Below are 20949 nucleotides of genomic sequence, written 5' to 3' on the forward strand. Positions count from 1 at the left end.
TCTACGAGCGCGCGGAGAAGCACTTGGTGGCCGAGGCGGCCCACCACGACCCCACTGCGTTGCGGGTGATCGGCAAGCACCTGCTCACCGTGGTCGCCCCCGAGGTTGGCGAGGCCCACGACGCCCGCGCCCTGGAACGGGAGGAGCGCGAGGCCGAGGCGCGGGCGTTCTTGACGATGTGCCCCGACGGGCGCGGCAGCATGGTGGGGAAGTTCAGCGTGCCTGAGGCGCAGGGGCAGATGCTGCACAAGGCGCTGCTGGCGCTCTCGGCGCCCAAGCACCTCACCGCCACCGACGGCGCCGGCACCTACGAACGACGGCCCTCACCCGAACGCCTCGGCACGGCATTGGTCGAGCTGATCGAGCGGTTCCCCGCCGACCGGCTCCCCGACCTCGGCCGCACCAACGCCACCGTCGTGGTCACCATGGACCTCCACACCCTCCTCGGCGGCCTCAAGCACGCGCAGCTCGACACCGGCGGCGTCATCTCCGCCGCCCACGCCCGCCGCCTCGCCTGCGAAGCAGGCATCATCCCCGCCGTCCTCGGCACCCACAGCGAGGTCCTCGACCTCGGCCGCACCACCCGCCTCTTCACCAAAGCCCAACGCACCGCACTCAACCAGCAACAACCCACCTGCACCACCGTCGGCTGCGACTGGCCCGCCTACCTCTGCCACGCCCACCACGACACCCCCTGGCACTCAGGCGGCGGAACCGACCTCGCCAACGCCCGCAACCTCTGCCCCCACCACCACGCCCGCATCCACGACCCCACCTACGACACCCAGCGACATCCCGACAACAGCGTCACCTTCCACCGCCGCACCTAGAGATGGGCGCCGTGCAGAATCGGCTCATGGGCAACGGGGACCGACCCGAGTACCGCTGGCTCGCGTACGAACCACGAGGCGATGACGACGTCGTCGACGCTCCGGTGCAGGACGTACACCTCCGGGTCAACGAGTACGGCGGGCCGTTCTGGTACTCCGAGGGCTGCCTGGCCCTCGACTTCGAGGAGGTGCACCGGCTCGTGGGGATCACTCGGAGCCTCTACGACGACATCATCGCCTGGCACGACGAGGCGCTGGTCGCAGGCGAGAACGATCCGGCGATCTACGCCCGGCAGCAGGACCTGCTGCGCCGACTGGCGGACGAGGTCCGCGACGACATCGACGTGCCCGTCCCACGCACCTCTCCCCCGTCGCAGCTCTCGGTCCTCCGCACCGACCCCGAGCGGCTCCGGGCTCTCGGCGTCCCGGCGGAGCTGCTGTCGCGCGTGGAGGAGTGGCGGAGCCGCGCGGGCGACCACGCGCGGTCGAACGGCAGCAACGACGCAGCGATCTGGGCGTGGCAGGACGCCGGTGTGGTGCTCGCGGCGGAGATCAGCAAGGCGCTCGGCGAGGGGTACGTGGTCGGCTCGGACTAGCCCCGACCGCCGGGCCGGCCGTGGTCTCGACAAACTCGACCACCGAAATATGCGCGCTCGACCAGCGGGACCGGCCGTGGTCTCGACACGCTCGACCACCGAAGCAGCCTGCTCGACCGCCGGGCCGAGCGTGGTCTCGACACGCTCGACCACCGAAGCAGCCTGCTCGACCACCGAATGGGGCTGCTCGATCACCGACGCGAGCGGTGCCGGCGGCCAGCGCCGGCACCGCTCGCGGACGTCGGACCGGTCAGCGGTTCAGCTGCTGCTGCACCGTGCTGATGCACTGGCCCTGGTTGCGGTAGCGGCCACTGAAGTCCCGCCAGCCGCCGTCCTTGCACGCCTCCTTGGTGCCGAGCACGACGACCTCCAGCGGCTGGGCGGCCGGCCAGGTGGCACGGGGACGGTCACGGTTCTCGCCCAGGCTCTCCCACCGCAGCAGGTCGCGTCGCACCTCTCCTGCGTCAGGGAGCAGGTCCCGGGCGTGGAACGACCCGGCCGCGCCCGAGTCGTCGTTGAGGTTGACCTGCATCGTCGTGCCGAGCTCGCCCGGCGCCGCGGCGTGCTGGTAGTCCGACCGCACACGCGTCACCTCAGCGGGCACGGTCGGCGGAGACGCGACCTCCTCGAGCGGCTCCAGCGTCTGCGCGTCGAGGTAGAAGGTCCTCGCCTCGCCCTGGCACTCGACGTCGAGGCGCAGCCGGCCGTCCTGGGTCAGCTCCGGCGCCCAGTAGACCTCGACCTGGAAGACCAGCGTGCCCGGCTGGGAGAAGTCCCACGCCCCGGTCCAGTCACTGACCTGGACCTGCTGCCAGCCGTCGGCGGAGTCGTCCGGTCGAGCGACGTAGACCTGCGTGTTCCCCTCCTCGTCGTACTTGTGGTACGCCACGACCGGGTCGCCCTCGGCGTCGAACCCGACCTGCACGTTGTTGTTGATGACGCCGCCGTCGACCGGCACCGGGTCGACGACGTCGCTGCCGGCGCGGGTGATCGGCAGCTCGAGGGGCGCCCCCGCGCTGTCCTCCCAGTTCAGCAGGTCGTCGGTGCGGCCGTAGGAGACGGTGTTCGTGGTCGAGGCGATCCAGCTCTCGCGCCACACCCAGACCATGTGGTACTTCCCGTCCGGGCCCAGCCGTGGCTTCGCGGCATAGGCGTTGCGCTCTCCCTCGCCGTCCAGCACGGGCGTCGTCAGCAGCGGCCGCCACGTGTCCGTGCCGGCGTCGTACCGGTTGTAGATGTCGACGCCGTTCCCACTGCCGCCGTCGCGGTAGCGGAAGACGAGCGTGCCGTCGCCGAGCTCGAGGAAGACCGGGTAGGTCACCGACCGCTCGCGTCGCGGGTCGGCCATGGTCGGGACGCGCTCGAGCGTCGTGACGTCGCCGGGCTCGGTCGTGCGCCAGTAGCGCAGCTCGTCGTTGTGCATGTTGCCGGCGACGTGGAGGTTCCCCTCCCGGTCGGTCGCGATGGTGACGTAGTTGTGGCTGTCCCAGCCCAGCTGGCTGCCGAGCCGCTGGCGGGTCCACTCGGCGGTGTCGAGCGTGCGGTGGGCGACCGTGAGCACGCGGTCAGCGTCGTAGTAGGCGACGTACTGGTGCCGGCCAGTGGTCAGCAGCGCCTGTCCGACGTAGTGGCCGGCCCAGGTGTCGTCCACTCGCACGGTGTCGAGGACGGCCTCGCCGGTGCCCGCGTCGGCGTCCGCTGCCGGGACCGTGCCGCAGTCCAGCGGGGCCTGGCTCTGGGCCGGAGCGGCGGCCGAGGTGGTCGGGCTGAAGGCCGCGCCGGCGGCGAGGGCGGCCAGCCCCAGCGCTGCAGCGAGACGAGGGGCGGTGCGTCGTGCCATGTCCGAGATCTCCTTGCGTCCGCACGGTCCGCCACGAGCACCGCTCGGGGGGAAGCGGCTGGCGGCCGTGATGGAACGTTTCAACCATGTGACGGGCGTCTCGCGCAACCCCCGACCCGCGGACTGGTCGTCCGGTGGGACGTGCTACGCGCGCGACCGTGCCGGCCGTGTCCGACTCGCGGACCGGCGGACAGCGGGGCCGTGCCTCAGATCGGCAGGCCGAGGTCGCGCAACCGGGCGCGCAAGACGTCCGTGCCGTCGTCGACGGTCCACTGCAGGCCGTGGACGCCGGCCGCCCGGGCGCCGTCGACGTAGTGCTCCTTGTCGTCGACCAGCACCACCTCGTGCGGCTCGAGCCGCAGCTCGGCCAGGACGTGCTCGAAGAACGCGGGGTCGTCCTTCTTCGCCCCGATCTCGCACGAGGAGAAGGTCGAGTCCAGCAGGTCGGCGTAGCCGAGCTGCTCGCGCATGTACGCCGTGCGGACGTCCTGCTGGTTGGTGGCGAGGTGCACCGGGACGCCGGCCGCGCGCAGGTCGCGCACCACCTCCGCGGTGCCCGAGCAGACCTCGATCCGGTGGTAGTGGTCGACGAGCTCCCCCGCCCGGTCCTCCCGACCCCAGTGCGCCAGCACCTCGGCGACCACGTCGTGGAAGGACCGGTGCCCGACCAGCGCCGACTGCTCGGCCGCGAAGAGGTGGTCGGCGAACTCCTCGCCGGCGCCCGCGGGCGCGAACGCGTGGAGCGCCTCCAGCCAGCCGGGCGGGTTGACCTGCAGCACCCCGTCGGCGTCGACGAGCACCGCGCGGACCGCCATCAGGAGTTGAACTTCTGCTGCGTGCGCTCCAGCCCCTCGAGCAGCAGGCACTCGACGGCGTCCGCGGCGGTGTCGACCTGGAAGGGCAGCACCTTCCGCTCTGCGGCGGAGTAGCTCGACAGCACGAAGTCGGCGACGTCCTGGCGCCCCGGCGGACGGCCGATGCCGACCCGCACGCGGTGGAAGTCGCCGGTGCCGAGCGAGGAGCGCATCGACTTCAGCCCGTTGTGGCCGTTGTCGCCGCCACCGAGCTTCACCCGCATCGTGTCGAACGGGATGTCCAGCTCGTCGTGGACGGCGACGACCCGCTCGGGCGGCACCTTGTAGAAGCCGGCGAGCGCCTTCACCGGGCCTCCGACCTCGTTCATGTACGAGCGCGGCCGGGCCAGCACGACCCGGACCTGCTCGCCTCCGGGCACGCCGAGGCGACCCTCCACGACGTCGGCGCGGCCGGACTTGTGCGCGCGGAAGGGGGCACCCATCCGGGTGGCCAGCTCGTCGGTCACCAGGTAGCCGATGTTGTGCCGGTGGCCCGCATAGGAAGGGCCGGGATTCCCGAGCCCGACGACGAGCCACACGGGGCTTGCGGTGTCGGTCACGGGGTCCCGGCCCTTCCTGGGGTCGTGCTCAGCCGAACGTCACTCGGAGTCGGCGGCCTGCGCGTCGCCCGCCGCGTCCGCCTCGGCACCGGCCTGGGAGGCCTCGCCATCGGACTCGGGGGACTCGTCGCGCTCGATGCCGGCGTCCGCCTCGGCGTCGGCGAGCTCGGCCTCGAGGGCCGCCTCGGAGACCTGCTCGGTCACGTTGACGACCAGGGTGTCGCCGTCGACGAGCAGGGTGGAGCCAGGAGGCAGCTCGAGCTCGGAGGCGAGGATCTGCGTGCCTGCCTCCAGGCCCTCCACGGAGACCTCGATGAACTCGGGGATGTGGGTCGCCTCGGCCTCGAGCTCGACGGTCGGGTTCTCGTTGACGACCAGCGTGTCGCGGACGGCCTCGCCGACGACGTGCACCGGCACGTCGACGGTGACCTTCTCGCCGCGCCGCACGGCGACGAAGTCGACGTGCTCGAGGTGCCGCTTGATCGGGTCGATCTGGACCTGCTTGGTCAGCGCGAGCTGCGTGGTGCCCTCGATGTCGAGCTCGAGCAGGGCGTTCGAGCCGCCGTGCTTGAGCGCCATCATCGTCTCGTGACCAGGGAGGGTGACGTGGATCGGCTCGTTGCCGTGGCCGTAGATGACGGCGGGCACCTTGTCGGCACGGCGGATGCGGCGGGCGGCACCCTTGCCGAACTCGGTGCGGGTCTCGGCGGTGATCTTCTCGGCTGCCATGGGGCTCTCCTCGTGCGTACGTGCGTGCGGGCTGGTCTGCGTCTCGGGGCCTCGGCTCGACGGCGCGGTCCATCCCGGAGAACGGCCAGCCCTGTCGATCACGGAGCCGTCCACAGCCGGTGCGGCCGGAGACTCCCTCGCCGAGGCAACCGCAGTAGTCTAGGTGCCGCCACGGGTCGAGCGCCAATTCGGGGGACGGACCGCGCGGCGACCAGGTGTCCGCGGGGGGAGGCGGCGATGACGGCACGACCGACCCCGCACGCGCGCCGCCTCGCGATCATCGAGGACCACGAGCTCTTCGCCGAGGCCCTGGCGGTGGTCTTCTCGCTCGAGGGCTACGACGTACGCCGCATCGCCGCCCCGTCGGGGCGGGCCGGAACCGGCGGGGTGCTCGCCGCCGCGCGGCAGCTGCGTCCGCGCGTCGTGCTGCTCGACCTCGACCTGCTCGGGTTCGGCGACGCCACTCCCCTGATCGCTCCGCTGGCGCGCGCGGGCGCCGAGGTGGTGGTCCTGGCCGGCGGGGCCGACCGGGTCCGCTGGGGCGGCTGCCTCGCCGAGGGCGCGCGAGTGGTGGTGTCGAAGGGCCAGACCCTCGACCACGTCCGCACCGTGGTCCGTCGCCTGCTCGGCGGTCAGCCGGTCCTGCGGACCGCCGACCGCGAGGAGCTCCTGGCGCTCTGGCACGAGCACCGCCGCACCCGGGAGGAGCACCAGCGGCGGCTGGGCCGACTGACCCCGCGCGAGGAGCAGGTGCTGGGCCTGCTGATGGAGGGCCGGACGGTCCGCGAGATCGCTCACGTCGCTGTCGTCTCCGAGGGCACCGTCCGCAGCCACGTCAAGTCGGTCCTGGCGAAGCTCGGCGTCTCCTCACAGCTGGCCGCGGTCGGCCTCGCGCACGAGAGCGGCTGGCGACCGCGGGGCTGAGCCTCCCGACCGCTCCCCGTCCAGGGGGCCGGCCATGGCCGCTCAGCCGGTCACGGTCCAGGCATGCGTCGCCGCGGCGAAGGCGGGCGGACCGGCCATGGCCAGCAGCAGGCCCAGCACGACGAGGACGATCCCGACGAAGAGGATCGAGGTGTGCGGTGTCGATGTCCTGGACCTCATGGGCCCTCCCGAGCTCGGCGACGACGGTGCGTTCCCTTGCCCGTCCATCGTCACTGCGCCCACCACCCGGGCCAAGCACCGTTCGGCCAGTTCCCCCATTTCGAGTAGCCGAGATGGAGGCACGGCCGCCTGTCCCGCTCCCGCGGGACCCGTCGCTCAGGCGTGCCCGTCGAACATCGAGGTGACCGAGCCGTCCTCGAAGACCTCGCGGATAGCGCGGGCGACCAGCGGTGCGATCGACAGGATGGTGAGCTTGTCGAACTCGCGCTCCGGCGCGATCGGCAGGGTGTTGGTCACGATGACCTCGACCGCGGGACTGTTCTTGAGCCGGTCGACCGCAGGGTCGGACAGGATCGCGTGGGTGGCGGCGATGACCACGCCCGCGGCGCCCTCGGCGACCAGGGCCTCGGCGGCCTTCACGATCGTGCCGCCGGTGTCGATCATGTCGTCGGTGAGGATGCAGACCTTGCCCGCGACCTCTCCGACGACGCGGTTCGCGACCGTCTCGTTGGGCCGGTCGGTGCGCCGGGTCTTGTGGATGAACGCCAGCGGCGCGCCGCCGAGCTTGGCCGACCAGCGCTCGGCGACCTTGATCCGGCCGGCGTCCGGCGAGACGACGCAGAGCTGCTCGTGGCCGTACTTGAGCTTGACGTGGTCGGTGAGGATCGGCAGCGCCATCAGGTGGTCGACGGGGCCGTCGAAGTAGCCCTGGATCTGGTCGGCGTGGAGGTCGACCGAGATCAGCCGGTCGGCGCCGGCGGTCTTGAACAGGTCGGCCATCAGGCGGGCCGAGATCGGCTCGCGGCCGCGGTGCTTCTTGTCCTGCCGGGCGTAGCCGTAGAACGGCATCACCACGGTGATCCGCTTCGCGCTCGCGCGCTTGAGCGCGTCGACCATGATCAGGTGCTCCATGATCCACTCGTTGATCGGAGCGGTGTGGCTCTGCAGGACGAAGGCGTCGCAGCCGCGGACCGACTCCTCGTAGCGCACGTAGATCTCGGAGTTGGCGAACTCGTAGGCCGACGTCGGCACCAGGTCGGTGCCGAGGATGCCGGCGACCTCCTCGGCGAGCTCGGGGTGGGCCCGGCCACTGAAGACCATGAGGTTCTTCTCGGTGGTCTTCTTCATTCCGGTCATCGGTCCTGCTCCCTGGTCGCCGGAGGGGGTGCGGGGGCCGATTCTGCCCCGCCTGCGGGGTCGGTCCCAATTCGGTCCTCCCCGATGTGAGACGGCTCTCCCGACCGGGCCCGCGCCTCCTCGGCCGCAGCCGCCTGGGCAGTGCCGGGGCGCCGGCGCAGGACCCAGTCGTCGACGTTGCGCTGCGGCCCGCTGCTCACGGCCAGCGCGCCCGGCGGGACGTCGCGGCGCACGACGGTCCCGCCGGCGGTGCCCGCCCCGTCCCCGATCGACACCGGCGCCACGAAGGTGTTGTTCGAGCCGGTCCGAGCGTGCCGGCCGACGGACGTGCGGTGCTTGGCCACGCCGTCGTAGTTGGCGAAGATCGTGCCGGCGCCGATGTTGCTGCCCTCACCGATCGAGGCGTCACCGACGTACGACAGGTGCGGCACCTTCGCGCCGTCGCCGATCTCGGCGTTCTTGGTCTCGACGAACGCCCCGATCTTGCCGTCCGCGCCGAGCCGGGTCCCGGGACGGAGGTAGGCGAAGGGCCCGACGTTCGCGCCGTCGCCGACGACCGCCAGCTCGCCGTGGGTACGGACGACGCGCGCGCCCGTCCCGACCTCGCAGTCGCGCAGCGTCGTGTCGGGCCCGACGACGGCGTCCTCGCCCACGACCGTGGCGCCGAGCAGCTGGGTCCCCGGGAGGACCGTGACGTCCTGCGCCAGGACGACGTCCGCGTCGATCCAAGTGGTGGCGGGATCCATCACGGTGACGCCCTCGCGCATCCAGCGGGTGAGGATCCGCCGGTTCAGCTCGCGCCCGAGCTCGGCGAGCTGCACCCGGTCGTTGGCGCCCTCGGTCTGCAGCACGTCCTCGAGCGGGTGCGCCCCGACGGTGAGGCCGGCGTCGCGCGCGAGCTGGACGGCGTCGGTCAGGTAGTACTCGCCCTTGGCGTTGTCGTTGCTGATCCGCGGCAGCGCCTCGAGCAGGAACTCCGCGTCGAAGGCGAGGATCCCGGAGTTGATCTCCGCGATCGCGCGCTGGTCGACGGTGGCGTCCTTCTCCTCCACGATGGCGACCACCTCGCCGTCGCCGTCCCGGACCACCCGGCCGTAGCCGAAGGGCTCCGGCACCACCCCGCTCAGGATGCTGACCGCCCGCTGGGCCGCCTCGTGCTCCGCGGCGAACTCCCGCAGCGAGCGGCCCTCGAGCAGCGGTGTGTCGCCGTACGCCACGAGGACGGTGCCCGAGGCGTCCCCCGCCGCCTCCATCGCCACGCGCACGGCGTGGCCGGTGCCCAGCTGCTCCTCCTGGATCGCGAGGACGACCTCCGGAAGGTGCTCCTGGACGTGCGGCGCGACCTGCTCGCGCTGGTGGCCGACCACCGCGACGACGCGCTGGGGCTGCACCTCACGGACCGCCGCCAGGACGTGGCCGAGCATGCTCCGCCCGCAGATCGGGTGCAGCACCTTGGGAGTCTTCGAGCGCATCCGGGTGCCGCCGCCGGCGGCGAGCACGATCACCGTCAGGTTGTTCGTCACGCTCCCCGGGCAGGAGTCGAACCTACGTCGCTGTTCGGGAGCCGAAGCGACCTACCCGTCCCACGTGGTGGGGCTTCGCCGGGGATGGTCAGTACCGTCGCATGGTGCCACAGCGCTCCACGGCCGCACCGGCTCGGTGACGACGTGACCAGCCGACGCCGACCGCATGGCCCCGTCCTCGCCCTGCCGTTCGGCATGACCGCCTGCTCCGACGAGCCCGAGGACACCACCGACGGTGAGGTCGTCGAGGGCGGCGACTGACGGAGCGCCGGACGGACGCCGGTGGCCGCTACGGACCGGCGGCCGGGGCCTCGGTCCGCCGGACGTCGATGACGTGGCCGGTCTGGTCGGAGACCAGCACCTCCAGCGACTGGCACGCCACCTGCATCGAGGTCAGCAGGGTCTCCGGCGCCTCCTCACCGAAGGCCTGCAGTCGCATGGGAGTGGCCGTCCGCTCGGGGTTCACGCAGTTCACGCGCACGCCGTCCGCCGCCCACTCGTCCGCCAGCGCCTGCGTGAGGTTGACGACCGCGGCCTTCGCCGAGGAGTAGAGCGCGTAGCCGGACCGGCCCCGCGTGTACGACGACGAGGTGAACAGCAGCAGGGACCCTCCCGACGCCGCGAGGTGGGGGTGGAACTCCTGGGCGATGAAGATCGGCGCCAGGTAGTTCACCTCGGTCGCGTGGTAGATGCCCTCCTCCGACGTCTCCGTGAGCGCGCCTCGCGGCAGCACGCCAGCGGTGTTGACCACGTAGTCGATCCGACCGGTGGCCTCCAGTGCCCGCGCGGCTGCGGCGGCGACGTCGGCTCGGCGCTCGACGTGGGTGTCGGTGCTCGAGCGGCTGAACTCGAGCACCGTGGCGCCGTACGTCTCGGCGAGCCGGGCGATGTCGCTGCCGATGCCGTAGGAGCCGCCGAAGACGACCACCGTCCGACCGGCCAACGCGCGGCGGTAGCCCTCCTCGGTCAGCGCGGCAGGGTGGTCCGAGGAGGTCAGCTGGAAGAGCTTGTCGGCGATGTAGACGTCGATCGGCTCGGTCACCTTCATGTTCCGCTCGTGCCCCGCCACGACGGCGATGGGGACGTCGGGGAGGTACCGGAGCACGACGGTGCAGTCGTCGGTCGCGACGAAGTCCGGGTCCTGGCCCGCGCGGGCGTAGGCCTCGCGGAGCACCGACAGCTTGAAGGACTGAGGAGTCTGGCCGCGCCTCAGCAGGTGGCGGGGCAGCACGTCGGTGATCACGGAGCTGTCCTCGCGGACCTGGATCACGGTGTCCGCGGACGGGATCGCGGTGTCGACGGCGTCGTACTCCGCCAGCGCCGCGACGTTCGCCTCGATGATGGTCTGGGAGACCAGCGGCCGCACGGCGTCGTGCAGGAGGACGTTGCACTCGTCCGGCCCGAGCGCCGCCAGGGCGGCGCGCGTGGTGTCGTTGCGCGTGCCCGCACCCTCGAGCACCTGGGTCACCTTGGGGTACGCGCCGTCGCGCAGGATCGCCCGCACGGGGTCGAGGTGCCCGGGCGCCATCATCACGACGATCTCGTCGATCAGCGGCGAGGCATGGAGCGCCGCGATCGTGTGCTCGATGATCGGCTTGCCGGAGATCTTGATCAGCTGCTTGGGCAGGGTCAGCCCCACCCGCGTCCCGGTGCCGCCCGCGAGCACCACCGCGACGTTGCGGGTCGCCGTCACGCGCTCTCCCCCGTCTCCTCGGTCACGAGCCCCACGCCGGCGCTACGAGACCTGCACGCGAGCACGTGAGACGCGGCCCCAGCCGCGGGCGTTACGCGCCTGCACGGTCACCGGGACCGCGCGCGGCACCCGGCGGACGGTCACCTCGGTGGTCGTCGGCGCGACGACCACCGTCTGCGTGCCATGGGTGACGCGGTAGCGCTCGATCGGCCGGCCACGGGCGGCAGCGGCGCTCCACGAGACCGTGAGCCGGGTGCCACGCACCCGCGCTGAGGTGATGCGCACCTTCCCGGGGACCGTCGCCGGCACCACCTCGGGCGTCTTCACGACCCTGGAGCGACCCGAGGGCGACAGCGCCCGGAGCTTGTAGCGGTAGGACTTGCCGTTGACCAGACCGGTGTCGGTCCACCGACCCGCTGCGGGGTCGACCCGGGTCGCGACGCCGTCGGGCATGCGCTTGACCCGGACGGCCGTGAGGTCGTCGCTGCGGTCGGGCAGCGCCCAGGTCACGGTCGCGGACCGGTCCCCGGAGGTCACCTCCACGTCCGTCGGGCCAGCCGCCTGCGCGTTGAGCCGCGGGGGCGTCAGCGTGACGGCGGTGACCCCGCCGTCGACGGGCACGCGGACCGTGGTGCCCCTCGTCCGGCTCACCGGCGCGGCGCCCTCGCTGACCCGGTGCACGGTCATGTCGTAGGAGGTCGTGAAGGCCAACGTCACGTCGGCGGCCTCGACCGGGAGGTCCCGACGGGCCTGCGGGTCCCAGACCGAGACGTCGCGGTAGAGCAGCACGACGTACCGCCCGTCCCGCTTCTGCGTGACCACGAAGCGCCCGTCGCTCGGCCAGCCGTCCACCTTCAGGCGCAAGGGCGTCGTCGCGAAGTCCGGTCCGGGGTCGGCCAGCAGGCCGAGCAGCGTCTTCATGGCGGTGTAGGCCGGCTTCGGCGACCAGTCGCGCCGGAGCAGCCCGAAGTGGGCCTCGGGATTGACCTTGGCGGGGTCGTGGAACTCGTCGATGAGCTCGTAGCTGTAGAGACGGGCGTGGCCGCGCGTGTAGTGCTCGAGCAGCAGCCGCGGCAGGTACAGCCCGGCGGCCCGCTCGGAGGCGGGGTTGTGGCCGTTCGTCGTGTTCGTGGCGTTGTGGTAGCCGGCCTCCGTGGTGACCAGCGGCTTGCCGGAGATCACCGCCCGCAGCGCGTCGAAGATGCGGCCCAGCTCCGTGCCCGGCTTGTACCCGCCCGGGTAGACGTGCGCGTTCGCCACGTCCGACCAGGGCGACAGGTCAGGCAGCGCGGGGTAGTTGCGACGGAAGGCCAGCGCGGGCGAGAGCACCGGGAGGTGGGCCGTCGCTCGCGTCCGCTTCACCTCTCGGTAGAGCTGGCGCTGCCACGAGACCGTCTCGGTGACCCAGTCGCGCCCCGCGCCGAAGTGGTCCCACTCGTTGATCCCCTCGACCGCCTCGACCGCGCCCTTGGGGAGCCCGGCGACGGTGCGGACGTAGTCCGCCGGGGTCCCGGGCCGGTCCGGGCGACCCATGATCAGGTCGAAGGCGATGCCGCGCCGGGCGATCGTCCTGATCGCGTCGTACTGACGGGGGTTGCCGAGGAAGAGGTCGTCGCGCACGTGCCGCACCCCGAGGTCGGCCAGGGCGTCGGCCACCCGCGGCGCGTCGGCGTACGGGGTGTCGAGGAACGGCGTGTGGATGCCGACGCCGTAGGCGTCGACGACGTCATCGGCCTGCCGCGCGGGCAGGGAGATCACGTCCCAGTCCGTCGCGGCGGTGGCCGCCGGGACAGGGGACGCCAGCGGCAGACCGACCAGGGCGGTCAGCGCAGCGACGACAGCAGTAGCAACACGCACGGCCGGCAGCCTACCGACGATCCGGACGCGCGCGAGCATAACCGACACATCGATCGCTCGTTGGGCCGGTCGGTCGGGTCCTCCGACCCGGATGGACAGGAGTGGGCCGACGAACGCAGGACGCTTCGACTACCTGGACGGGCTTCGCGCGGTGGCGATCTCGGCCGTCCTCGCGCTGCACTGGCTGGCCTGGTACGTCCCCTTCTTCCACGGCGGAGCCATCGGCGTCGACGTCTTCTTCGTGCTGAGCGGCTTCATCATCACCACGATGCTGTGGCGCACCCGCGGCACCGGTCGGGTGCTCACCGCCTACGGCAGCTTCCTCAAGCGGCGGGTGGTCCGGCTCTACCCGGCCCTCGTCGGCCTCGTCGTGGTGAGTGCGCTGCTCTTCTGGTTGGTGCCGGCCAGCGGCCTCGCCCCCGGGGAGGTCGGCCGGCGCGGCCTGCTGGTGCTCGCCCAGACGACGTCGGTCTGGGGCGCGATGCAGGAGGGCAGCTTCCTCGTGCCCGCCCTGGCGCCCTTCGGCGTCACGTGGTCGCTGGCCGTCGAGTGGTACTTCTACCTGCTGTGGCCACTGCTGCTCCTCGCCGCGGCACGGCGGGGGTGGACGGCCCGCCGTACCGCGCACGTGACCACCGGGGTGGGCGCGGGCTGCTACCTGCTCTCCCTCGGACTGTCGCCGTTCTGGTTCTACTTCGGACCCACCGCGCGCTTCGCCGAGCTCCTCGCCGGCTGCGCGCTGGCGCTCTACCTGCAGTCCCGGCCCGCCGACGCTGCGCCGCTGCGGGTCCCGGCAGCCGCTCCCGCGCTGGCCCTGACCGCCCTGGCGCTCTACGTCGTCCTGGGCCCCGAGAGCCACGGCCCCTACCGGTGGGCCGGCGTGCCGCTGGCGGTCTCCGCGACGCTGGTGCTCATCTGTGCCGGGTACAGCGCCCACGGCGGTCCGGTACGCGCGTTGCTGAGCCACCCCGTGCTCACCTACGTCGGGCGGCTCAGCTACAGCCTCTACCTGTGGCACACGGTGCCGTTCCTGCTCCTGGCGGACGTGCCCGGCCTGCCCATGCCGGTGCTGGGCATGCTCGCGCTGTCGTCCGTGGCCGTGCTGACCCTCGGCAGCTACTACCTGCTCGAGCGGCCGTTCCTGCGGCCGCGCGGCGACGTGCTCTCGCCGGGGGCGGGCAAGCCGGGTGGGAGCGGGCGGGCTCGGACCAGCCCCCGCAGCAGGATCCGCATCCTCCGGTCCCGTCCCGTCCGCACCTGAAGGAGGCCCCGTGGCCCGGACCGTCGCGGTGATCGTCACGGCGTACAACCGCGCCGACCAGCTCGACGCGGCGCTGGCCAGCATCGAGGCCCAGACCGTCGAGGACCTCGACATCCTCGTGATCGACGACGCCTCGAGCGACCAGACACCGGCAGTGTGCCGCAGGCACGAGGCCGCGGACCCGAGGGTGCGGACCATCCGGATGGAGACCAACGTCGGTGCCGCCAACGCCCGCAACGCCGGCCTGGACGCCGTCGACGCGACCTACGTGGCCTTCATGGACGGTGACGACCACGCAGATCCCTGCTGGATCGAGGACCTGCTGCAGGCCGCCCACGAGACCGGCGTTCCCCTGGTCGCCGCCGGCCACGTCGTCGACGTCGACACCGGCCCGAGGGGCGTGGTGAGCGCCCCGTCGAGGCCGGTCGACCGGCTCACCCTCGTCCCTGCGCAGCCGGGGACGGTCGTCCACCCCCAGCCCTTCATCTGGGCGATGGGCTACTGCTGGAACAAGCTGTACCTCCGCTCGGCGATCGAGGCGCACGCGGTCCGGTTCGACCCCCGCCTGCCGCTGTTCGAGGACATGTGGTTCAACCTCGACCTCATGCGGGTGGTCCCCGCAGCGGCCTTCATCTCCTCGGCGCAGTACCACTACGTGCAGCACGGCGCGGACCGGTTGACCAACCGCCCCCAGGCTCCCGACCTGCGGTTCCGCGCCCAGCTGGCCCGCCGGCTCTCCGGACAGCTCGAGGCGTGGGGCCTGCAGGACCAGACCCGCGCCGTCCTGGGCGCGGTCATCGGGTGGAGCATCTCCGTCGAGTGCTCCCGCACGACCCCACCCGGCCTGGACGCCGTGCCGGCCCTGCGCGAAGCCCTCCCCGACCGCGACGTGCAGTGGCTGCTGGAGCGCGCGGTGCAGCGGCGGGAGGACCTACGCCGGGCGGACCGGCCCGTGGTCGGCGCGCTCCGCGCCGGCCGGGTCCGGCGGGCGCGGGTGCTGGCCCGCTCCGTCTGGGCGCTGGCCTCGGTGCGGGCGCGGGTCGGCGCCCGGCTCGCGGCCCGCTGACCGTCGCTCCCCCGCCTCCGCGGGCGGGTGGAGGCGCACGGTCCCGGCCGTCGCCAGCGCGGTCAGGAGGTCGTCGGCGCAGCTCCGGCTCCGGTGCAGCCCGATCCTCTCCCCCACCTCGCGTCGGAGCGCCGCGTCGCGCCGCCCGCCGGCCTCGAGGTCGGCCAGGAACCGCTCGAACGGCGCGGTGTCCGCGACCAGCTCACCGGGCAGCCAGTCCAGCACGTCGGCGGGGGCGAGCCCACGCCCGTAGGTGTCGCGGTCCGGCACGAAGAAGGCGATCGGGCGGTCCAGCAGCAGGTAGTCCACCCAGACGCTGGAGTAGTCGGTGACGAGCCCCATCGAGCAGCCCAGGAGCGAGTAGAGCGGCACCCCGACCCGCGCGAGGTCGTCGTTGGTCACCGTCACCACCCCGGGGCCGCGGCGCTCCTCGACGTCGAGCGGGTGCGGCTTCACGACGAGCTGGACGCCGCGCTCGGCCAAGCGGTCCAGGAGCGGGCCGACCTCGTCCACGCCGACCCGCGCGCCGCCCTCGGACCAGGCGCGGAACCCGTCGCCCTGCTTGGTCGCGCGGAAGGTCGGCATCCACAGCACGAACTCGCCCGTGATGCCGAGCGCCGCGAGCGCCTCGGGCTCCGGTGCGCGCCACAGCTGGTCGGTGCGGGGGTTGCCGGTGACCAGCAGCCGGTCGCCCGGGAGCTCGAACGCCGCGGCCTTCAGCTCACCGAACAGGCGGGTGCCCGAGACCAACCACGTGCTCGGGATGATCGAGCCCGCGCCGTTCCCCGGCCGCGTCGCCTTGGGACCGTCGCCGTGCCACAGGTTGACCAGGGGCTTGCGGCGGCACGGTCGAGGGCTGCCGTAGAGCCCGTGGGTGAAGAAGACCGCCTCGGAGCGGAGGTAGGCCCACACCCCCGCCGGGCTCGCCTTGTCGACCACGACCAGCCGCGGGTGGGGCGGGAGGTCGGCGTGCGGGCCCGACGGCTCGCGCAGCCAGACCACCCGGCCGTCGTACCGGCGGAGCAGGGCGAGTGCGACCTCGACCGCGTTGCCCTCCGTCTCCGGATAGCCCGAGACCAGCACCTGCCGCCTGGTCGGCCACACGCTGGCGAGCAGTGGCAGCCCCCGGCGCAGCACCACCTGGGAGAGCCCGACGACCCACGCCCGCAGCCGCTGCGCCACCGCGCCCGTCACGGCGCCACCGCCTCGACCGGGTCCGGCTCGCCGACCGCCCGGGGCGCGTCGTGGAGCGGCGCGACGAACCGGCTGACCAGGAGTCCGACGAGTCCGCCGGCGAGGTAGCCGACCCCGAGGGCGCCGGCCACCCACGTCGTGCCGTGCGGCACCGCGCTGACGCTCAGGACCAGGACCACCGTGGTGCCGACGACCTGCGCCGCGACCATCGCGCCGGGCCGGTGCGCGAGCCGCAGGCGCATCGCCGCCCAGTAGCTGAGGCCCAGGCCGACCACCGACAACGAGAGGACCCTCAGTGTCGAGGTGCCCTCGGCGGCGTACTCCGGCCCGAACACGTGCAGCAGCAACGGCGCCACCAGCCACACCGCACCGGCGCTCAGCACGCAGACGACCGCCATCGTCACGCCGCCGCGACGGACGATCCCGGTGCGCCGGTGCGGGTGCCGCTCGCTCTCGGCGTACATGGCGTTGCCGACGGCGACGACCACGGCGTTCTGGAGTGCGACCACCTGGAGGCTCACGAAGAAGTACGCCGTCGCGGCCGAGCCGAGCTCGTTGACCACCAGCAGGGGCAGGACCAGCTGCGGCGTCAACGCCAGCACCACCGTCACGTACCCGGCTCCGGCGAAGCCGCGCGCACCCCGCAGCTCCTGCGAGGGCCGCCACCGGGTGCGGCGCGGCAGGCGACGGAAGATGACGACGACGCTGGCCACCGCGCACAGCAGTGCGGCGCCGCCGGCCGAACCGTAGAGGCCCAGGGCACCCGCTCCGGCCAGCAGGGACGGCAGCAGGCACTTCGTCGTGCCGAGCAGCAGGCCGTTGAGCCACAGGTAGGAGCGGACCCGGTCGATCGCGAGGAAGACGTTGTCGGTGAGCATGTTGACCGCCGTCGCCGCCACCAGCCCCACGAACAGCGCCCATCCCCACGGACCGCCGAGCACCTCGTGGACGCGCGGCGAGGTGAGCGGGAGCAGCAGCACGTACCCCAGCGCGAACACCGCGGCGGCCGACCCGACCACCAGCATCGCGGTGGCCACGTCGGCGGCCTGGTGCCGGCTGCGCGGCATGGTGTGCACCATGGCGATGTTCAGCCCGAGCTGGGCGAAGAGCGCCAAGGTGTCCGACGCCGCCACGATCGCCCCGGCGACGCCGACGGTCTCCGCCGGGTACAGGCGGGCCGCCAGCACCCAGAACAAGGCGCCGAAGCCCGCCATCAGCGCGCTGGTGGCCAGCAGCATGGCCGAGTTGGTGAGCATGCGGTCCGCCCGCGCACCCGCCAGGAGGCCCCGCACCCGCTGCCTCACCGATACAGCCTGCTCTCGCCAGCGCTGTAGACCAGGTCCAGCGCCCCGCCGACCTGCCGGAGCGGGTAGCGGTAGGTCACCCGGTCGCCCTCGAGGAAGAGGGTGTCCTCGCGATCACCGGTCATCCGGGAGTCGGCGAAGAGGTAGGACCCCCGGTTGAGCACGGTCGGGAACGTCCGTCCGTGGACCTCCTCGAGCGGCACGCCGGCGGTCGCCAACCGGACCACCTGGCTGGTGGGCGCGAGCACCGTGGGCAACGGCCCCTTGCGGTCCGGGGCCGCGGCGATCCACTCGACCGCCGCCTCGTCGGAGTCCTCGACGATGTAGCGCTCGTAGTAGATGCCCGCGTTGGCCAGCGCGAGCTTGGCCGGCCCGCCGCCGACCAGGGCCGTCCCCGCGGACGTCAACACCGCCAGGAGTGCGATCGGCACCGCCACCAGCCAGCCGCGGCGACGGCCGGGCAACCGGCCGGCCACCCACCACAGCCCCACGGCCGCGACCGGCGCGACGAAGAGCATGCTCTGCAGGAAGGCCCGCAGCACGCCGTACTCCACCGAGAGGCTCGGCACGACGACGACCAGGCCGAGCGCGGCCATGACCCCGAGCACCAGGCAGACCATCTCGAGGGTGACGCGGTCCTCCCGCGGCCCGCCGGTCTGCCGGGAGTCCTCGGACGCCGCCTGCGCCGCGGGAGCACCCAGACGCCGCAGACCCGCTCGGGTCACCCACCACACGCCCGCCAGCAGCAGCACCTGCATCAGGGCGGCGCTGCCGTTGCGCAGCCCGCCGACGACCGCGCCGGCGTCGATCCCGGCCGCCTCGACCAGCTCGCCCACGGGGGTCAGCGGGGCCTCGTCCTCGGGCAGGATCTCGGGCTCGGTCAGGGCGGGCCCCGGCTTCTGGAAGGTGGCCAGACGACGCGGGTAGGCCTCCCGCGCCTCCATCGTGTCGCTCACGAAACGGTCCAGGCGCTCCCGGGCGGTCTCCTCCTGCCCGCCGAGGATGAGGAACCGACGGTCGTTCGAGCCGGCGTCGTCCTCACCGTCGAACGCGGACTCGATCGCCTCCTGCGCCACCGTGAGCGGGTGGCCGCCGGTGTCCGTGACGGGTCCGGTCCACAGCAGCGAGGACGCGGCCACCAGCAGCACCCCCACGGGGTGGAGCAGCACCAGCGGGCCGCCGTGACGCACCCGGCCACGCACGCGATCCGCCAGCATCGCCACCCCGAGCAGGACCAGGGCGCCGAAGAGACTCATCAGCAGCAGGTAGGTCGTGGTGTAGTGCGACGTCACCACACCCACGCCGAAGACCACCACCATCACCCGGCGCGTCCGCACCGGCATCGCGCCATCGGTCGCCGCGAGGAGCAGGAGGGCGAGGAAGAGGAACGCGACCTCCTGCCGCACCAGGTAGGGCATGTCGACGTGGAACGTCGGGAACGCGACGAGGAAGGCGGTGGCGACCAGGGCCAGCCGCGTGGGGACCAGGCGCCGGAAGGCCAGGTAGGCCACCACCGGCACCACCGCGAACCCCGCCTGCAACCCGACCTTGAACCACGACTCCCCCGACAGGCCGGTGGTCTCGGCCAGCACCACCGGCAGGATCGTGATGCTCAGGCAGGCGGTGTAGGCGTTCTCCAGCAGGTCCATCGACCAGTGCTGGGCGCTCGCGGTCAGCCGGTAGACGCCGTACTCGGCCTGGACGTCGTGGCCGGTGACTCCCCAGCCTCGCAGCGAGGTCGCGAGCAGCAGGGCGAGCCCGGTGAGGTAGAGCACCCGGATGTCGCGCCCGACCGTGCCGGGCCGGAGCAGGAGCACTGCGTACGCCGCCACCACCAGCAGGTGCGCGACCAGCGCGAGGCCGCCTCCCCCGTCGTTGTTGAGGCGGACCGCTCCCAGCACCGCCAACGGGAGCGCGACCACCGCCAGCGCCTGCGCCGGCTCGACCCGCGCCGCCCAGACCCGGCGGGCGACGGCGCGCGGGTCCACCGGCGCCACGAGCGGCACCCACGGGCGCCAGGCGAGGAGAGCAGCGTCGAGCACCAGCCAGGTGGTGCCGAGCACCGGCGCGGTCAGGACCCGGTCGGCGCCCAGCGCCAGCCCGACGGTGTTGACGGCCAGCCCCACCAGCATGAGCGCCAGGACGCTCGCACCGAGCGCGTAGGCGCCACGTGCCGCGGCGCTGTCCGAGGGCCAGCTGGCGCGCCGGTGCAGGATCCACGCCGGCAGGACGAGCATGGTCACCAGGGCGATCGCGGCGCGCAGCACCGGCACGTCGAGGTCGAGGACGACCACCGACTGCGCGGCGAGGAGCGCCACCAGCGCGGGCACCAGCCCGCGGCCCCGCCCGGTGGCTCCGTCGCTGCCGAGCCGACCGTGGACGAGGGTGCGGACGGGCGGCAGCGCGAGGGCGCTGGCCGCGAGGTCTCCCTCGCCGGGGCGCGACTCGAACGTCGCCGTGCTCACGCGCTGCTCGCCGGATCCGGGTCCTGCTGCGGGGGGATGCCCCAGTGGCTCGTGGGGATGTCGTACATCTCCGGCCACCGCACGACGTAGGGCTCGTGGATGGCGAGGACCGCCTCGAGCAGCTTCTGCGGCGACGGGAACTGCGCCGGGTCCAGCGGCTCGTGCAGCCGCACCACCGGCACGTAGCCGTCGGCCAGCTCCGAGGTCATCGCCACCACCGGTGCGCCGGAGCCCATCGCGAGGCGGATGGCGCCGAAGGAGCCGACGAGGTCGCGTCCGAGGAAGCGCATCGGCGTGCGGCCAGGCACGTCGGAGGCGATCGTGAGGATGCCGCCCTCCGCGATCGTCCGCGCGAGCGGGTCGATGCCGGTGCTGCGCTCCAGGTACACGGCGACCGCACCGCCGGCGAGGGCGACCTTCGCGTGCTGCTGCATCCACGCAGGAGAGTCGGGGTCGCGCAGGCGGGCATCGCCCATGGCGTGGATCAGGACGCCCCGGCGCCCGATGCTGGCCATCGCGCCCTCGAAGTGCCCGTGGTGCATGTGGCTCAGGACGACGCCGCGACCGAGGTCGCGGGCGGCGGTGAGGTGCTCGAGGCCCTCCACCCGCTGGTGGGTGATGATGTCGAGGTGCCAGCGCAGCTCGCCGCGCCAGACCTGGCGCTCGACGTAGCGGCGCGCGGCGGCCTCGATGTCGGCGTCGGGCCGGGTGTGCTCGAGCACGAACCGCATCTGCTCCCGGGCGTCCTCGCGCACCTTCTCCTGCGACCAGGCGACCTTGGCACGCGCCTTCACGAAGGCGGGCAGCAGCGCGCGCGGCACCGCGCCCCGGACCCGGCCGATGGCGAACTCTGTGGACGGCTTCATGCCGCTACCTCCTGCTGACGCGCGTGTTGACGCTGGCGAACCATGTGGCGGACCCTGTGGCGAGCTGGTG

General features: G+C 72.9%; 17 protein-coding genes and 1 pseudogene. 5 read left to right on the forward strand and 13 right to left on the reverse strand.

Going from position 1 to position 20949, the window contains the following annotated elements:
* A partial coding sequence (locus ACSMHG_RS16345; protein WP_435747033.1) for an HNH endonuclease signature motif containing protein occupies positions 1-830 on the forward strand: 830 nt, incomplete at its 5' end.
* Positions 831-856: 26 nt separating this feature from the next.
* The gene (locus ACSMHG_RS16350; protein WP_435747035.1) at positions 857-1426 is read left to right on the forward strand and encodes a hypothetical protein; all 570 of its coding nucleotides are present in this window, start codon (positions 857-859) and stop codon (positions 1424-1426) included.
* Positions 1427-1676: 250 nt separating this feature from the next.
* Here ACSMHG_RS16350 and ACSMHG_RS16355 read toward each other — a convergent pair whose 3' ends face one another.
* The 4 genes from ACSMHG_RS16355 to ACSMHG_RS16370 form a co-directional block, all read right to left on the reverse strand.
* The gene (locus tag ACSMHG_RS16355; RefSeq protein WP_435747037.1) at positions 1677-3266 is read right to left on the reverse strand and encodes a BNR repeat-containing protein; all 1590 of its coding nucleotides are present in this window, start codon (positions 3264-3266) and stop codon (positions 1677-1679) included.
* A 206-nt stretch (positions 3267-3472) separates the two neighbouring features.
* Positions 3473-4081, reverse strand: coding sequence for an HAD family hydrolase (locus ACSMHG_RS16360; RefSeq protein ID WP_435747039.1), 609 nt, complete (start codon positions 4079-4081; stop codon positions 3473-3475).
* Positions 4081-4680: an aminoacyl-tRNA hydrolase gene (pth, locus tag ACSMHG_RS16365; protein ID WP_435747041.1), complete on the reverse strand. Its 600-nt coding sequence runs from the start codon at positions 4678-4680 to the stop codon at positions 4081-4083. The genes ACSMHG_RS16360 and pth overlap by 1 nt, the downstream gene beginning before the upstream one ends.
* Before the next feature lie 39 nt (positions 4681-4719).
* On the reverse strand, positions 4720-5409 hold the full coding sequence (locus tag ACSMHG_RS16370; RefSeq protein ID WP_435747043.1) for a 50S ribosomal protein L25/general stress protein Ctc: 690 nt from the start codon (positions 5407-5409) through the stop codon (positions 4720-4722).
* A 237-nt stretch (positions 5410-5646) separates the two neighbouring features.
* Here ACSMHG_RS16370 and ACSMHG_RS16375 point away from each other — a divergent pair, with 237 nt between their 5' ends.
* Complete coding sequence (locus ACSMHG_RS16375; RefSeq protein WP_435747045.1) at positions 5647-6333, forward strand: LuxR C-terminal-related transcriptional regulator; 687 nt, start codon at positions 5647-5649, stop codon at positions 6331-6333.
* Between the two features lie 42 nt (positions 6334-6375).
* On the opposite strand, the gene ACSMHG_RS16380 is transcribed toward ACSMHG_RS16375, so the two are convergent.
* The 5 genes from ACSMHG_RS16380 to ACSMHG_RS16405 all read right to left on the reverse strand — a co-directional run bounded on the left by ACSMHG_RS16380 (position 6376) and on the right by ACSMHG_RS16405 (position 12762).
* A complete protein-coding gene (locus tag ACSMHG_RS16380; protein ID WP_435747047.1) occupies positions 6376-6513 on the reverse strand; it encodes a hypothetical protein in 138 nt (45 codons plus the stop codon).
* 156 nt (positions 6514-6669) lie between these two features.
* Positions 6670-7650, reverse strand: coding sequence for a ribose-phosphate diphosphokinase (locus tag ACSMHG_RS16385; protein WP_435747049.1), 981 nt, complete (start codon positions 7648-7650; stop codon positions 6670-6672).
* Complete coding sequence (gene glmU / locus ACSMHG_RS16390; RefSeq protein ID WP_435747051.1) at positions 7647-9173, reverse strand: bifunctional UDP-N-acetylglucosamine diphosphorylase/glucosamine-1-phosphate N-acetyltransferase GlmU; 1527 nt, start codon at positions 9171-9173, stop codon at positions 7647-7649. Before glmU ends, ACSMHG_RS16385 begins: the two co-directional genes overlap by 4 nt.
* Before the next feature lie 289 nt (positions 9174-9462).
* Positions 9463-10866, reverse strand: a complete 1404-nt coding sequence (locus ACSMHG_RS16400) for an SDR family NAD(P)-dependent oxidoreductase (RefSeq protein ID WP_435747053.1) — start codon at positions 10864-10866, stop codon at positions 9463-9465.
* Between the two features lie 42 nt (positions 10867-10908).
* Entirely contained in the window at positions 10909-12762 is a 1854-nt protein-coding gene (locus ACSMHG_RS16405) for a hypothetical protein (RefSeq protein ID WP_435747055.1), read from the reverse strand.
* A 52-nt stretch (positions 12763-12814) separates the two neighbouring features.
* On the opposite strand from ACSMHG_RS16405, the gene ACSMHG_RS16410 reads away from it, so the two are divergent.
* Positions 12815-13984 (forward strand): acyltransferase family protein, encoded by a 1170-nt coding sequence (locus ACSMHG_RS16410; protein WP_435747057.1) that lies wholly within the window; start codon positions 12815-12817, stop codon positions 13982-13984.
* A gap of 10 nt (positions 13985-13994) precedes the next feature.
* Positions 13995-15050: a glycosyltransferase family 2 protein gene (locus tag ACSMHG_RS16415; RefSeq protein ID WP_435747059.1), complete on the forward strand. Its 1056-nt coding sequence runs from the start codon at positions 13995-13997 to the stop codon at positions 15048-15050.
* Between the two features lie 117 nt (positions 15051-15167).
* Here the strand turns inward: ACSMHG_RS16415 and ACSMHG_RS16420 are convergent.
* The 4 genes and pseudogenes from ACSMHG_RS16420 to ACSMHG_RS16435 form a co-directional block, all read right to left on the reverse strand.
* Positions 15168-16244: pseudogene (locus tag ACSMHG_RS16420) on the reverse strand (CDP-glycerol glycerophosphotransferase family protein); the annotation flags it as partial.
* Complete coding sequence (locus tag ACSMHG_RS16425) at positions 16241-17548, reverse strand: lipopolysaccharide biosynthesis protein (protein WP_435747061.1); 1308 nt, start codon at positions 17546-17548, stop codon at positions 16241-16243. The gene ACSMHG_RS16425 and the pseudogene ACSMHG_RS16420, both read right to left, overlap by 4 nt.
* Positions 17545-20013, reverse strand: a complete 2469-nt coding sequence (locus tag ACSMHG_RS16430; protein WP_435747063.1) for a hypothetical protein — start codon at positions 20011-20013, stop codon at positions 17545-17547. Before ACSMHG_RS16430 ends, ACSMHG_RS16425 begins: the two co-directional genes overlap by 4 nt.
* On the reverse strand, positions 20010-20879 hold the full coding sequence (locus tag ACSMHG_RS16435) for a lysophospholipid acyltransferase family protein (RefSeq protein WP_435747065.1): 870 nt from the start codon (positions 20877-20879) through the stop codon (positions 20010-20012). The genes ACSMHG_RS16430 and ACSMHG_RS16435 overlap by 4 nt, the downstream gene beginning before the upstream one ends.
* Positions 20880-20949: the final 70 nt, after the last annotated feature.

This window comes from Nocardioides ureilyticus (assembly GCF_051280745.1).
Classification (GTDB): Bacteria; Actinomycetota; Actinomycetes; order Propionibacteriales; family Nocardioidaceae; genus Nocardioides.

Excerpts from the sequence above, each read along its gene's own strand:
- ACSMHG_RS16350 (WP_435747035.1), top strand. The coding sequence starts at position 857 with ATGGGCAACGGGGACCGACCCGAGTACCGCTGGCTCGCGTACGAACCA.
- ACSMHG_RS16355 (WP_435747037.1), bottom strand. The coding sequence starts at position 3,266 with ATGGCACGACGCACCGCCCCTCGTCTCGCTGCAGCGCTGGGGCTGGCC.
- ACSMHG_RS16360 (WP_435747039.1), bottom strand. The coding sequence starts at position 4,081 with ATGGCGGTCCGCGCGGTGCTCGTCGACGCCGACGGGGTGCTGCAGGTC.
- ACSMHG_RS16370 (WP_435747043.1), bottom strand. The coding sequence starts at position 5,409 with ATGGCAGCCGAGAAGATCACCGCCGAGACCCGCACCGAGTTCGGCAAG.
- ACSMHG_RS16375 (WP_435747045.1), top strand. The coding sequence starts at position 5,647 with ATGACGGCACGACCGACCCCGCACGCGCGCCGCCTCGCGATCATCGAG.
- ACSMHG_RS16380 (WP_435747047.1), bottom strand. The coding sequence starts at position 6,513 with ATGAGGTCCAGGACATCGACACCGCACACCTCGATCCTCTTCGTCGGG.
- ACSMHG_RS16385 (WP_435747049.1), bottom strand. The coding sequence starts at position 7,650 with ATGACCGGAATGAAGAAGACCACCGAGAAGAACCTCATGGTCTTCAGT.
- ACSMHG_RS16405 (WP_435747055.1), bottom strand. The coding sequence starts at position 12,762 with ATGCTCGCGCGCGTCCGGATCGTCGGTAGGCTGCCGGCCGTGCGTGTT.
- ACSMHG_RS16410 (WP_435747057.1), top strand. The coding sequence starts at position 12,815 with ATGGACAGGAGTGGGCCGACGAACGCAGGACGCTTCGACTACCTGGAC.
- ACSMHG_RS16435 (WP_435747065.1), bottom strand. The coding sequence starts at position 20,879 with ATGAAGCCGTCCACAGAGTTCGCCATCGGCCGGGTCCGGGGCGCGGTG.